Raw genomic sequence first — 13926 nt, 5'->3', positions numbered from 1 at the left:
GTCGTGGCCCGTCCGAGCACCTGGTCATGGCTGCAGATCGAACCGGTCGCGAGAATTCACCCTGCTCGACGTGAAAAACATGCACACATTCCCATGCTGGACGGGCACCATGCCGATTCCGACCGCTGAAGAACAGGGGTTCCACACGCCATCCGAGGCTGTGCATATAAAGTGATACCAAGGTTTCGGACCCCTCTGGAATGGGACCCGGAACAGTGTGTTTTCTCGGCGGCTCGCGGAGCGTTCCGTGTGCCGTCATCGACAACCAGCCGCACGACGGCAGGAGGACAGATGTCAGAGCGGATTGCCAATGCAGCCCTGCGTCAGAAAGTGATGAGTGCAGACGACGCTGCCGGCCTCATCAAGGATGGCGACCAGATCGGATTCGGTGGATTCACCGGGTCGGGCTACCCCAAGGTGTTCCCGGGCGCACTCGCCAAGCGCATCGAGGCTGCCCATCAGCGCGGCGAAAAGTTCACTGTCAACACCTTCACCGGTGCCTCGACGGCTCCCGAGCTCGATGGCACCCTGGCCGGTGTGGACGGCATCGGTTGGCGCATGCCCTACCAGTCCGACCCCACGATGCGTTCCAAGATCAACGACGGCACCAGCTACTACACCGACATCCACCTGTCGGAGTCCGGCATGATGGTGCGTCAGGGATTCTTCGGCAAGGTCGACTTCGCCGTCATCGAGGCCACCCGCATCACCGAGGATGGCAAGATCGTCCCCACCTCGTCGGTGGGCAACAACTCCGCCTACTGCGAGGTCGCCGACAAGATCATCATCGAGGTCAACTCGTGGCAGTCCGAGGATCTCGAGGGCATGCACGACGTCTACCAGGGATTCGCGCTGCCCCCCAACCGCAAGCCCATCCCGATCACCCACCCCGGTGACCGCATCGGCACCCCGTTCCTGGAGATCGACGCCAGCAAGGTCGTTGCGATCGTCGAGACCGACGGCCCCGACCGCAACTCGCCGTTCAAGCCGATCGACGACAACTCCCGCAAGATTGCCGGCTTCCTGCTCGACTTCTACGGCAACGAGGTGAAGCAGGGACGCATGCCCAAGAATCTGCTGCCGCTGCAGTCGGGTGTGGGCAACATCCCCAACGCCGTGCTCGACGGCCTGCTGCACTCCGACCTGGAGCACCTCACCTCCTACACCGAGGTGATCCAGGACGGCATGATCGACCTCATTGACGCCGGCAAGCTCGACGTGGCCTCCGCGACGGCCTTCTCGTTGTCGCCGGACTACGCCCACAAGATGAACGAGAACGCGGCCTTTTACCGCGACCACATCATCCTGCGTCCCCAGGAGATCTCGAACCACCCCGAGGTGATCCGTCGTCTGGGCGTCATCGGCGCCAACGGCATGATCGAGGCCGACATTTACGGCAACGTCAACTCGACCCACGTCATGGGCTCGCGCATGATGAACGGCATCGGTGGGTCCGGCGACTTCACCCGCAATGCCTACATCTCGGCCTTCGTCTCCCCGTCGACGGCCAAGAACGGCGCCATTTCGGCAATCGTGCCGATGGTCTCCCACGTGGACCACACCGAGCACGACGGCATGGTCATCATCACCGAGCAGGGCATCGCCGATCTGCGCGGCCTGGCCCCGCGTCAGCGTGCCCCGAAGATCATCGAGAACTGCGCCCACCCGGACTTCCGTCCGATGCTGCAGGACTACTACGAGCGTGCGCTGCGTGACTGCAAGTTCAAGCACACCCCGCACCTGCTCGGCGAGGCCTACAACTGGCACACCCGGTTCCTCGAGACCGGCACCATGCAGCAGGGCTGAACCCGCCAGGGTTGACTCCCAGCCACATTGAACAGGCGCTCCCGGACCGATGGTCCGGGAGCGCCTGGGCGTTGAGACTCCCTACACGGCAAACTCGGGGGTAAGTGCCGATTCCCATTGCCCCGGTTGGGGTCTGCTCGCAACGGCAGGCCCCACCGAGAACAGATTCTTGCCCCACCTCAACCACGAGGCGCAGGGGTGGGGCAAGGTATCTCGTCAGCAGCCCGTACGGGGCAGAGCCAGCAGCTGGTCCCGATCGGGGAGAGGCAACGAGGAGTCGTCATCCGGCTGGGTGGGTGCAGTCGGGGATGCCGGGCTCGAGGACGACACGCCCAGCACCCTGCGCGACGAGCCGATGCTGTGAGAACAGCCGATGGGCACCCTCAGAACATGGGCACCCTCAGAGCAGTGGTCTCATTCCTCGTTCTTCGCCCCTCTCCGTCCCACGCCGTAAGCTGGGTGGGTCCCGTCGCGTCGACACCAGGAGAGCCGTGTTCCCATCATCCCAGCCCCGGCGCGCCATCGACGAGGCACCCGAAGACGTCGGGGCCACGTCCTCGACGAGTGGGCACACCGAAACGACGCGTCCCGGGACCACAGCCCCTTCCCGCGCCGAGGAAGGCGCCTCCCAGCCTCGCAGCGAGCTGACGCACCCCGAGCTGGCCCCCGCTGACTCCCGGGCTGAGGTGAACCACGCTGGTCCACCGGCGGAGCACCCACAGGGGCCAGACGCACAGCGAGCAGTGTGGGACCCCGACGATCCCCGGAACATCCGCACCCTGCCTCCCCTGCCCGGGCCCGCCGAGACCACACCGGGGGCGCGTCCGGGCGCCATCGTTGCCGCCACCGTGTGTTTCGCGTTGGCAGCGGTGTCGGCTGCGGTGGCCCTGGCGTGGGCGTGGTGGGGCTCGATCAACATGACCACTTTCCGCACCGCGACCCGCCTCATGAGATGGACCGATCCTCGACCGGGCTCGCTGGCCTCGGTGCTGTGGGCCACGGCGATGGTGCTCATCGGGGTGGTCATGACGGCGATGCCGGCCCTGCTGGCTGTCAACGGTTGGCTGGGGCACCGGTGGGTGCGCTGGGGTGCCATCGGCGGGCTGGCCGCAGCCTCGCTGGCCGTCACGCTCAACACAGTGGCCTGGGCGAGTGCACCGTTCGCCGTCGCAGGGCTGGTGCTCGTGTGGCTGCCGGTGAGCAGGCGTTGGCTCGACCTCTCCACAGCACAGCAGCGTTCAGCACCCCGCTGACGTTCGTCTCCGCTGACGTGTCGTCACCGCCCCAGTAGCGCACACCCCAGGGCGAGCAGCCGCTCCTCGCTGTACATCGGTCCGCCGATCATGACGCCAATCGGCAGTTCCATGCCGTCGATGATGCTGGTGTGCAGCGGCAGGCTCATGGCTGGCCGACCCGTGATGTTCCACAGACTGGTCCACGGCGTGAACCGGCACTGGGCCGCGAAGTCGGCTGCCGGGTCGTCGTCATCGTGCAGCTGGCCATGTGGCAGCGGCGGCTGGGCCAGAGTGGGGCTGACGATGAGGTCGTAATCTGCCCAGTGTCGCCCGACCGTGCGCGAAATCATCTGAATACCAGCAAGACCTTCGGCAAGTTCCACGCCGGTGCGGCGTCGTCCTTCCTTGCGCAGCCACCGCGTCATCGGCATGGCGTTCCTCTCACACCCCTCGGGCAACGGAATGCTTGCTGCACCGACCTCCCACACGCACTGGAAGGAGGCCCATTCCTGGGCACCGAACGGCGCCGTCGTGGGTTCGACGACGTGGCCCATGGCCTCCAGAGCCGTGACCGTCTGGGCGACGGCGTCCAGACAGGCCGGATGCACGTCCGCCTCGGCAATCACCGGCTCGGTCAACACGCCGATGCGTAGGCGCGGCACCTCGTGGTCACATGCCGCCAGGAAGCTGGTTCGTGCCGACGGCGCACTGAACGGGTCGCCGGGCATGGGCGTGCTGATGACGTCCAGGGCTGCAGCTGTGTCGCGCACGGTACGGGTGAGCACTCCTCCACTCACCAGACCGGGGCCATCCACTCCGAATGGCCCGGCCGAGACCCGTCCCCGGCTGGGTTTGAGGCCGACGACCCCGCAGCACGAGGCGGGAATGCGAATCGAGCCGCCTCCGTCGGAGCCCTGGGCTATCGGTACTTGGCCGTCACCGACGGCGGCGGCTGCCCCGCCGGAGGATCCGCCGGACATGCGCGCGAGATCCCACGGGGTGGCGGTGGGTGCGCGTCCAGCAGGTTCGGTGTAGCAGGGCAGGCCGAACTCCGGGGCGGTGGTGGTGCCGATCGGCACGGTTCCAGCAGCCTTGAGCAGGGCGACGATGCCATCGTCGGCCTCGCTGGGTTGCCCGCCGATGGCGCGGCTGCCAAGGTGGCGTGGCGCTCCGGCCAAGGCGTTGAGATCCTTGATCGGGCAGGGCACCCCGAACAGTGGTCCGGGCTCCACCTCGCCCGCGTCAAGCTTGCGTTGCAGTTCGTGGGCGGTGTGGCGGGCCCCCTCGTCGTCGATCCAGCTCCAGGCGTGGCATTCGTCGGCGTGGGCCCGGTCCAGGGCGTCCTCGACGACCTCGATCACGCTCGTCTGGCCGGTGCGGATGGCCGATGCGGTTTCCAAGGCACTCATCTGGGTCATGGCTTGGTTGTACCACGAGCCGGGACCGTCCCATGACGGCGGGGAGCAGGAACGAGAGGATCACCGCTACCGTGACTCACCTCCTGCGGCCGTGCCGGGGCGCAGAACCGCCGACACCCCGAGGTATCACCTCTGGACTCGACGGTTCTGAACCTCGACAGCGGTGTCTGTCGTCGCACGGGTTTTCAGGTCTCGTGCGGTGGTTTGGTCTCAGTCGACCAGACGCGCCCCCTGTGCCAAGGAATTCAACTTGGCCCAGGCCAGGGACGGATGGATCCGACCGCCGAGACCGCAGTCGGTGGAGGCAATGACCCGGTCGGCGCCGACGATCTGCACGAACCGGCCGATCCGCTGGGCAACGAGCTCGGGATGTTCGACGACATTGGTCGAATGCCCCACGACTCCAGGTATCAGCACACGGTCCTTGGGCAGGTCCACCTCGTCCCACACCGTCCACTCGTGCTCGTGACGGGCATTGGCCGCCTCGAACGACAGGTATTTCGCATTGACGGTGAGCACATTGTCGACGATCTCCCGCAACGGGATGTCCGTGGTGTGGGGACCGTGCCACGAACCCCAACACAGGTGGAGACGCACCTGTGCCGGGTCGATACCCTCGAGCGCGGTGTTGATCGCATCACACCGCACCTGGATGTACCGCCGATAGTCCTCGACACTCGGCGCAGGGTTGATCTGGTCCCAGGACTCCGCCAGGGAGGGGTCGTCGATCTGGACGGTCAGCCCGGCCTGGGTGATCGCCAGGTATTCCTCGCGAAGCACCTGGGCACAGGCCTGCACGACCTCCTCGTCATTGGCGTAGTAGGCATTGTGCAGACGAGCTGCCGATCCGGGCGAGACCGCGGCGATGAATCCGTCCCGACGATCGATTCCGTTGGCGTCCAGGGCAGTGACCAGGCCGTCGATGTCCTGACGTACCGCCTCAGCACCCGTGTAGGTGAGCGGCCCGGTGATGACGGGGAGAACGGGTGCGATGGAGCCTCCGTCATCAGCGTTCCTCTTCCAGGAATGTGGCAGAACTGCAGATGGCGGATCGGCATAGACGTCGGAGAAGTCCTGCCAGTCACGACGATCCTCGAAATCGACGAGTGTGATCTTGGATCCCGGTGCTGGCGGCGCCAACTCAGACGGCTCATCGGTGAGTTCGATGCCGCCGAAGCGGCTGAACGAGTAGCTCCACCAAGAACCGAAATCCAGCGATTCCGTCATGGCGTGGCCGTATTCACCGTCATTGACCCAGTCAATTCCGATCTCGTGCTGACGGGAGACGACGTCATTCACCGATTTCTGGAGGACCTGGGCGAACATCTGCTCCCCCATGTCCTTTCTCCTCGAGTTTGCATCGAGCAGTTCAGCAGTGCGCGGCAGTGAGCCGACATGGGTGGTACGAATCGCCATTTTGCCCTCCTTCAATGGGTGTACGAATTGGGTGAAACTGATTCTATGGACGACATCATGTTGCGAGAATCTTTTTCTCACCATGTGACATTTTCGGGCAGGCATGTGGCACCCGCACCCGTGACATCAGCAATGGGAGTCGACGTGCTGGGAGCTCCTGCACCAAGAGCCACCTGGTTCCGGGAACATCTGCCCAGCCATTCGCGTTCAGATGGGTGAAGGCATCAAGACGGAAAGGATTCCAGATGACTGAGAACATCATGATCATTGGAGGCCACGGCAAGGTTGCCCTCCGTGCAGAGCCGCTGCTGGCCGACGCCGGCCACCACGTCACGGCAATGATTCGCAACCCGCAGCAGCAGGAGGACGTCAAGGCTGCCGGGGCCACTCCCCTCGTCCTGGACATCGAGCACGCCACCCGCGAGCAGCTCGTGGATGCCTTCACCGGGATGGACGCCATCGTCTGGTCCGCCGGTGCTGGTGGCGGCACCACCGCTGAGCGCACCTACGCCGTCGACCGGGACGCGGCGATCCTGTCGATGCAGGCGGCTGCCGAGGCTGGGGTGAAGCGCTACGTCATGGTGTCCTACGACCGCGCCAAGCTGGACCACGGCGTGCCGGAGGACGACTCGTTCTTCGCATATGCCGAGGCCAAGGCCCATGCCGATGAGCACCTTCGCACGTCGGACCTGGACTGGACCATTCTGGGGCCGGGCACGCTCACCCTGGATGATCCCAGCGGCAGGATCACCCTGCGCAAGGAGGGCGAAGAGGTGACCGGTGACCGCAAGACCGCGCGAGGAAATGTGGCCCGTGCCATCGTGGCTGCCCTGGAGCTGGATTCGACCATCGGCCGCAAGCTCGACTTCGCCGATGGTGAGACGCCGATCCGCGAGGCTTTCAGCGCCTGAGTCCGCTGGTGGCAGTCCTCACGCTGCCCCACAGTTTGTGACGTGGCCCCCGACCAGCTCCATCGCTGCGGGGGCCACAATCATGCGCTCGGAATCCGAGGTGACCCACGCGTCACGATGCGCTATGATGTGACGAGTCTCCTCGCGGGGACATGCGGGCGTAGCTCAATGGTAGAGCGCCAGCTTCCCAAGCTGGATACGCGGGTTCGATTCCCGTCGCCCGCTCCACGCTTCCCCTGATCCACGCATGTGTGGGACTCGCCTCGCAGCACGAACGAGCAATAATTCGCAACCCCGCTCATCGCGCAACCAAGCCATTGTTTCGGCGGTGCGGGGCGACTGCGAGTCACCCGCAGCCGCCCCACTTCATCATCCGGCAGATGTTCCCCACAAATCAGAGAACACTGCGCTGGACACGATCCTCGTGTTGGTCAATCACGCGCCCGTTGCCGGCAGACGCGGGGTTCCGGTGCTTTCCGACACCTCGGCTTCGCGAGGATTCTCAGCATCCTGCGGCGTCGTGCCGTCATCCGACGAGGCGCTCTCGGTGGCAGCAGAGGGGGAGGACGGCTGCTGGCCAGGAGTGACGTCGGTGGAAGCCTGGTTCGAGGCCGACGGGGAGGCCGTGTCCTGGCCGGGCGTAGCATCGGCTGACGGGGTTCCGGCACTGGGAGTCGACGGGAGCGCCGACGGCGTGTCTGCGCCCGGGGTGACGTCTGCCGAGGGCGTCACGGACGGCTCACCCGGGGTCGGGGTCTGATCGGGCGTGGGCGTCTGGTCCGGGGTCGGGGACTCGCTCGCAGCCGAGGAGGAGGCGGAGGGCGATTCGTCCGCACCGGGCTTCGTGTCGGCATTGCGCCGGGCGTCCTCCAGAGCCTTCTCGGCGTCTACAACGCCCTTCTTCGCAGCAGCGACGGCGTCCTGGGCGGCGTCAACCTTGGCCTGCAGATCGGCAAGCTGCGGCACTGCCTGGGCAAGGTACTGATCCAGGAGGGCCTGGTAGGCGTCGACGTCGTAGCCGTACTGCAGGGTCGTTGCGTGGATGAGGAGCTGATCGGCGCTCGGGGCCTTGTCACCGGCGGTGTTGAGGCCAAGGCCGGTGAGCGTCAACGTGGGATCGCTGAGGTTGCGGTAGTTGACCGTCTTCTCGGAGTTCTTGTCACCGGCGTCCCACAGCTTCTTCTGCTGGGTGTACCAGCCGTCGAGCGGATCGGACTGCCCGGAGCTCACGTTCTCCTTCCAGCCGAGGCCGAGGTAGTCGTCGATCTCCTGGGTCGGATTGGCCTGACGGGCGTTGGCGTTGACCTGCGCGGAGGCCATGAGCGCGCTGTTGATCTTGAGGGGGTCCAGGCCGTCGGCGGCACGCAGCGTGTTGACGGTGCGGATGAGCTTCACGGCCGACTTGACGTTGTCGACCGAGGTGGCGTCGTTCCTGGCGCCGATCTCGGTTGCCGAGTACGCATTCTCGATGCCGTCGACCTCACCGTTGAGCACCCGCACGGCCTGCTTGGCGTCGGCGACCGCGTCGGCATCCTGTTTGGCATCGATGGCGAGCCAGGTGAAGAAGCCCCGGGCCGATGCATCGCTCTGCGCAGCGGCCTCGTCACGAGCGGCCTGTGCCTCGGTGAGATTCTTCGTGGCCTCGTCAAGCTTGGCATTCGCGGCATCAAGCTGCGCCTGGGCCTTGGCCACCGCGTCCGATGCCGGGCTGGCGGACTGGCTGGTCGGCCCGCTGGGAGACGCGGTCGCCGCAGGAGCGGGCGAGGAGACGGCCCAGCTCGACACGGAGATGAACTGGGGCACGGCGAACGCCACGGCAGCCAGTGAGACGGCTGCAAGACGTGCTGGCAAAGACGTGTGGTCATGGGACATGGGCAGCACCTTTCGACGACGAGACCGGTGACATTGACGGCTCGACAACCACCATCCGTAGTCACAGGCCTTTTGCAGGGTAGCCCTCACGAGTGAACCGCCGGTGACCTCAAGGAGTCATCTCACCCAACTCAACCCGCGGGTGGAAGGCCCACTTTCCGCGCGCTCAATCCCCTGTCCCCGGCAACCCGGGGCGTCCGCCGTCGACGAATCCCGGAACATTGCCAGCGACCGTGTCGGGCATGACGTTCTTTGCGCCGGGAACGCCGGACCCATCAGCGACAGCCCCACCCCGAGAATCTGGGGAGGCCGGTGCCGGACTGCTGACGGACACGCTGGCAGTCGAGATGCTCGTGACCTCATTGCTGGGTGCCGGACTGGGCGTCGGAGTGCCGGTCGCCTGCGCGCTGGGGGTTTGCGTCACCTGACTGTCGGGTGTGTTGTCGCCAGGCTCTGGGGTGGGAGTGCCGGACTGCTGCGGTGTGACGACCTGCCAGGAGTCGGCCGGGACGCTCGCCCCAGTGAGGCAGCGTTTGAGTTCGGGCACGGTGTAGAAGACCGATCCGTCACCGATGGCACGACAGGTTCCGCCGAACGGCACCTCGCGCTCGTTGAGGAGCATCCGTACCACCTGCTGCCCCTGATCGTTGGCGAAGACGTCCCACTGGACGTTGGCGGCCATTCGCCCCTGCGAGGCACCGCGCCAGTCGGTCGCCTTCCAGAAATCAAGGTCGCCGGTGGTGATCTGCGTCTGACTACCCGGGGCCTTGATGAGGGCTTCGAAGGGGATCAGCGTCTCGGCGTGGGCGAACCGCAGGGTTGCCGACCCGTCGGGATGCTCAGCGCTCTGGCGGTCGATACTTGCGAAGAAGTCGTCGAGCAGCGGACGGGAGTTGCGGTAGGAGATGTCGCTGCCAGCGAATCCGGGGCCCTTCTGGACGTAGTCCTCGGCGTCCAGGAGCATGGCGAACCAGTTGGCCTCCTCGGGCGTGAAGTACTGGGAGAAATCCATGCCCAGAGCCGGGGCCACGATGTAGAGGTTGTAGAGCTGAACGGCAGCGTCGACCTCATTGTCGATCTTCTTCCCAGAGGGGATTTCAAAGGTCCATTCCCCAGCGGCAAGACGATCGACGAAGTCCTCGGAGTAGATCCTGGTGAGAACGCTACGAGCGTATTTCTTGGATTTCGGTTGGTTCCAGACGGAGTCGACATAGTTCTTCACCTGGTCGCCGCTGAGGTATTTCTTGTATGCCTTGTAGTCGGCATTGTTCTTGTCCTTGTGGAAGTACAAGGTGGCGGTGTCGGATCGTATCGTCTCCGAAACGTTGCCAGCAGCCTGGGGAGCCGCCTTGAGCAGCCCGGAGCGGAAGTGCCAGCCGGACTCGGCTGCTCGCGGCTCGCCGGAGGACACCAGATCGACCGTCGTACCCGATCCACCGTCGAAGAGCTCGGGCATGCGGTGGGCCAGCCGCTCGCCCATCTGCTCGTGCTCGCGTGCCCCGAGCGGGGTGAGGTTGCCGTAACCGCGCTTGAAATCACCGCCGGTGAGCTGCGCCCGGCCCGCCATCTGCGCCCAGGTGGCCTCGTCCCCCAGGGCTTCGTTGGCCTCATGCATCGCCTCGGTCTGCTGGTGGAGGCTCCTACCAGCAGGCTTGACGGCCCCCAGCTCGTGGGCCTTCTGCCACACCTTCATGGTGAGCGCGTCGTACTTGAAGCCGGACAGGCCACGCGAGCCGTGCCGGGCGACAACCTGAGTGTTGACTGCATGGAAACCCTGCGGCGGAGCCGTGTAGTGGCTCCCCTCAGCTGCATAGGGAGTCTTCGTCGACATGGAATTGTCCACGTCGACGGCCTGGGCTGGCACGGCAGAGAACCCCAGCACCATCCCCAGCGAACCAACGAGCAATTTCCGAACCGGTGAGACGCACATCACTGCCCCTTCGCATGGTCGAGCGGATTCACCCTAGTGGCCAGGAGCGAACAGCAGGTGACAAGCGGTGAACATCCATTTGAACGGCTGGGTGACTGGGCACGAGGGATACGTCCACCGGAGACGTCATCTTGCCCCTGATGGACGATCACGTCAGAAGCGCGTGATAGTCAGGGGGTTGCCATCCAGATAGACTGACGGCGTCAATTGGCGAGCGGAGTTCCACTGAACTTGTTGACTTGCTGGCATCCCATCGACAGCCAGCGACGGACCGCTGGCTTCGTTGATGATCATGCCACTCGGATCGATAGATCACCGCCATGGCCAACCTGTAAATTTGTCTTGATGGACGCCTGAAAAGCACGTACAGTTTTCTGTACGGAGGTAACGATGAAAACACTCAGCTACACCCAGTCCCGGGCTCAGTACGCCAAGATGCTTGACGACGTCGTGGCAGACCGCGAGGAGACCATCGTCACACGATCTGGCCACGATCCCGTAGTAATTGTCTCCTTGGAGGATTACCAGTCACTACGTGAAACTGCGTACCTACTACGGTCACCTGCAAATGCCCGCCATCTTCTGGACTCCATCGAGAGACTCGAGGATGGACACGGCACAGAGCACGGCCTCATCGAAGAATGACCTATGCGTATCATCTGGGACCAATCCGCATGGAATGAATATCTCTGGTGGCAGAGTCATGATCGCAAGGTCCTCAACCGAGTCAACCAACTCATCAAGGATGTGTCACGCAATGGCAACGATGGGATAGGAAAACCGGAAGCGTTGAGATATTCGCTATCAGGATATTGGTCGCGTAGAATCAATGATGAACATCGTTTGGTGTACAAAATTTCCGGTAACGACATATGGATAGCAAGCTGTCGATATCACTATTGAGTTCATTCGTATTTGAGTTTACATCTCTATAGCAATTTCACAAAGTGTCTTCACCATTCCCCTCACCGGCCACCGTCCACGAGCTGGGTCACCGGTGCCCGGTCCGGATCGGGAGCGAAACTGAGGGTTCGAGTGCCAACGCCCAGCGCGTCAAGGAGCACGAGCCTGCCCACGGCGGGAGCTCCGATACCGGTGAGCACCTTGACGGCCTCGGTGGCCATCATCGACCCGGTCTCACCGACGACTGGCCCGAATGTGCCGCCGACAACGGCTGATGGCACCGAGTCGGCAGCCGGAACCTCGGGGAAGAGGTCACGCAGCATCGGCCCACGCCCCGGCCAGAACACCGAGAGCTGCCCTTGGTACTGCAGGATCGTGCCCCAGACCAACGGCGTACCGGTGATCTCGGCAGCGTCGGAGGCCAAGTATCGCGTGGCGAAATTGTCGGTGCAGTCGAGCACCAGATCATGGTCACCACACAACTCGAGCGCATTGTCAGCCGTCAGACGAGCCACCATGGCCTCTGCCGACAGCTGCGGGTCCAGCCGCTGCACAGCCTCCCTGGCCGACAACGCCTTGGGGCGCCCCACATCAGCCTGACGATGAATCACCTGCCGCTGCAAATTCGACTCGTCCACGACGTCGTCGTCGATGATGGTGAGGTGGCCGATCCCGGCGGCAGCCAGATACAGCAGCACCGGTGAGCCGAGCCCACCGGCTCCGACGACGAGCACCCGACTCCCCCGCAGCTTGCGCTGTGCCTCCTCCCCGAACCCGGGCAGCACGATGTGTCGGGCATACCGTGCCTGGTCCCGCTCGCTGAGGACGGTTTCGCCCCGATCCGAGGCTGTGCTGCCCTCACCAGTGATGTTCGGGCTTGGCGTTCCAGTCGGCCGCTCCTCGCCCGAAAACCTGTCCTCGCCCACAAGCTGCTCCCCTCGCACGATCCAGCAACCACTCGATGATGCCGGCACAGCCTCATGCCCCGAACCCCTCACGTCCCGAACCTGCCGATGATCGTTGCTGCGGATCATTGTCGTGCGGGAATCGGCTTCTCAGGATTGCGCAATCTCTGGCCATCTTCCGGCCATCCCGGCGTACCAACGCGTCACCAAGCATCCACGTGGTCGCCAAGTGAACGCGTCGCCAAGTACCAGTGTGCCCACGACCAAGGCCTCGACACCAGTGAGACCTTGCCAGCCTCGGCAGGTCATCTGGCCGAGTTGAGGAGGAGGTCCTGGCAGCGCAGAATCTCTCGGGTCAGGTTCGCAGGATTGATGCCGTTGCGATGCGTGATGAGTTCATCCTGCTGCGCCGGGGAGAGCGTCCCCGATTCCAGCAGCCGGTCGAGAGGCGTGGTGGGGGTGTCGTAGCGACGTCGACGTCGTCCATCGGCGGCATCGCTCCATCCGATGGGTTTGCGGGTGGGAGTGAAATAGTTGAGCTTCAGACGTACAACCTTCCAGAGCTGGGCGAGTGTGTACCGTTGCCAGGCGGTGTCGCACCGATGGGTGAACCCGCAGCGACGCAGGGCGTGGTTGTTCGTGGAATCCACAGTTGGCTGATCGTCCTTCGTACCGGCCCGGCAGCGAGTGAGAAGAATGTCCCGACCCCTCGCCCACGAAGTGACCTCCTCGTTGAGGAAGCCGGGAGCAGTACTGCAGTCCAAACCACAGACGGTGAATGGGATGGTTGCAACGGCTCTCCCCAGAGCAGCAACCATCTGAGCAGGTTTGTCGTCGTCCATGACCTCCAGATGAACCCAGCCGGTGTGAACGTCGGTGAGGATCATCGTGTGGGCAAAACACCCGTCCAAGGAGGAGCCGCAGTGGGCCACGGTGTCGATCTCGAAGAATCCCGGATACCCCTCAGCCTTGTCAGCGGCAGTCCGAATGGTGATTGAGTTGCGCAGCAGGTTCCCGTGACAGACGGCCGAACCTCCTTCGAGCCTCACACAGGACCGTTCGACCTTGAGGTAGCGGTCGATCGTTGCCGGACTCATGTGTTCGAGTTCGGCGCGTACCTCTCGGCTGTATCCCAGGCGTCCCTCGATGAGTTCACCATGCCGGGCCAAGGCGTCCAGCCACTGGCCCATTGCGGCAGCCATGTACTTGCCCGACGGGCAACCCATCAACTTCCACACCCTGGCCAGCACGGTGGCAGCCTGCGCTGAATACTTCGGCTCCCGGGTGGAGCGATGATCTATGCGTTTGGAGTCCTCGGGGCCGGTCAGGCAACGCCGAGCCGTGGACCGCGCCAACCCCGTGAGGTTGCAGAACTCGTCCAGTATCGCCGTCTTCTCGGCCTTGGCCGCCCCTCGATAGGCCTGGCGGAGTCGTCTGGTCACCTCGACACGTTCACCCATTCGGCATCACACCTTCGTTCCCATGACACCACCAGATCAGCTCAAAACATGCGAGGCACGGAGCACTCTC

11 protein-coding genes and 1 tRNA gene are annotated in these 13926 nt (G+C 64.2%); 6 read left to right on the top strand and 6 right to left on the bottom strand.

All coding sequences use genetic code 11. From position 1 onward, the window contains the following. Positions 1–291: 291 nt before the first annotated feature. Together scpC and ACP8JZ_RS01235 are read left to right on the top strand one after the other, a co-directional pair. Entirely contained in the window at positions 292–1806 is a 1515-nt protein-coding gene (scpC, locus tag ACP8JZ_RS01240) for a succinyl-CoA:acetate CoA-transferase ScpC (protein ID WP_323457399.1), read from the top strand. 491 nt (positions 1807–2297) lie between these two features. Then, entirely contained in the window at positions 2298–3059 is a 762-nt protein-coding gene (locus tag ACP8JZ_RS01235; protein ID WP_484482551.1) for a hypothetical protein, read from the top strand. 23 nt (positions 3060–3082) lie between these two features. On the opposite strand, the gene ACP8JZ_RS01230 is transcribed toward ACP8JZ_RS01235, so the two are convergent. Further along, positions 3083–4459, bottom strand: a complete 1377-nt coding sequence (locus tag ACP8JZ_RS01230; protein WP_323464589.1) for an amidase — start codon at positions 4457–4459, stop codon at positions 3083–3085. Between the two features lie 210 nt (positions 4460–4669). Beyond that, on the bottom strand, positions 4670–5875 hold the full coding sequence (locus ACP8JZ_RS01225; protein ID WP_323464590.1) for a cobalamin-independent methionine synthase II family protein: 1206 nt from the start codon (positions 5873–5875) through the stop codon (positions 4670–4672). 245 nt (positions 5876–6120) lie between these two features. Here ACP8JZ_RS01225 and ACP8JZ_RS01220 point away from each other — a divergent pair, with 245 nt between their 5' ends. Continuing rightward, positions 6121–6786, top strand: coding sequence for an SDR family oxidoreductase (locus ACP8JZ_RS01220; RefSeq protein ID WP_023034891.1), 666 nt, complete (start codon positions 6121–6123; stop codon positions 6784–6786). 154 nt (positions 6787–6940) lie between these two features. Further along, positions 6941–7014: transfer RNA gene (locus tag ACP8JZ_RS01215), tRNA-Gly, on the top strand. Between the two features lie 207 nt (positions 7015–7221). On the opposite strand, the gene ACP8JZ_RS01210 is transcribed toward ACP8JZ_RS01215, so the two are convergent. Together ACP8JZ_RS01210 and ACP8JZ_RS01205 are read right to left on the bottom strand one after the other, a co-directional pair. Next, positions 7222–8658, bottom strand: a complete 1437-nt coding sequence (locus tag ACP8JZ_RS01210; protein WP_484482550.1) for a CAP domain-containing protein — start codon at positions 8656–8658, stop codon at positions 7222–7224. A 166-nt stretch (positions 8659–8824) separates the two neighbouring features. After that, entirely contained in the window at positions 8825–10588 is a 1764-nt protein-coding gene (locus tag ACP8JZ_RS01205) for a histidine-type phosphatase (protein WP_484482549.1), read from the bottom strand. A gap of 390 nt (positions 10589–10978) precedes the next feature. Here ACP8JZ_RS01205 and ACP8JZ_RS01200 point away from each other — a divergent pair, with 390 nt between their 5' ends. Together ACP8JZ_RS01200 and ACP8JZ_RS01195 are read left to right on the top strand one after the other, a co-directional pair. Then, positions 10979–11233: a type II toxin-antitoxin system Phd/YefM family antitoxin gene (locus ACP8JZ_RS01200; RefSeq protein WP_286320564.1), complete on the top strand. Its 255-nt coding sequence runs from the start codon at positions 10979–10981 to the stop codon at positions 11231–11233. Positions 11234–11236: 3 nt separating this feature from the next. Then, a complete protein-coding gene (locus ACP8JZ_RS01195; protein ID WP_306517617.1) occupies positions 11237–11491 on the top strand; it encodes a Txe/YoeB family addiction module toxin in 255 nt (84 codons plus the stop codon). A gap of 62 nt (positions 11492–11553) precedes the next feature. On the opposite strand, the gene ACP8JZ_RS01190 is transcribed toward ACP8JZ_RS01195, so the two are convergent. After that, on the bottom strand, positions 11554–12360 hold the full coding sequence (locus ACP8JZ_RS01190; protein ID WP_306517634.1) for a HesA/MoeB/ThiF family protein: 807 nt from the start codon (positions 12358–12360) through the stop codon (positions 11554–11556). A 341-nt stretch (positions 12361–12701) separates the two neighbouring features. Then, positions 12702–13856 carry an integrase gene (locus tag ACP8JZ_RS01185; protein ID WP_323459032.1) on the bottom strand — a complete coding sequence of 385 codons (1155 nt, stop codon included), beginning with the start codon at positions 13854–13856 and terminating at the stop codon, positions 12702–12704. Between the last annotated feature and the right edge of the window lie 70 nt (positions 13857–13926).

This window comes from Cutibacterium sp. LaCa_286 (assembly GCF_057198075.1).
This window is presented reverse-complemented; position numbering and strand designations above follow the sequence as displayed.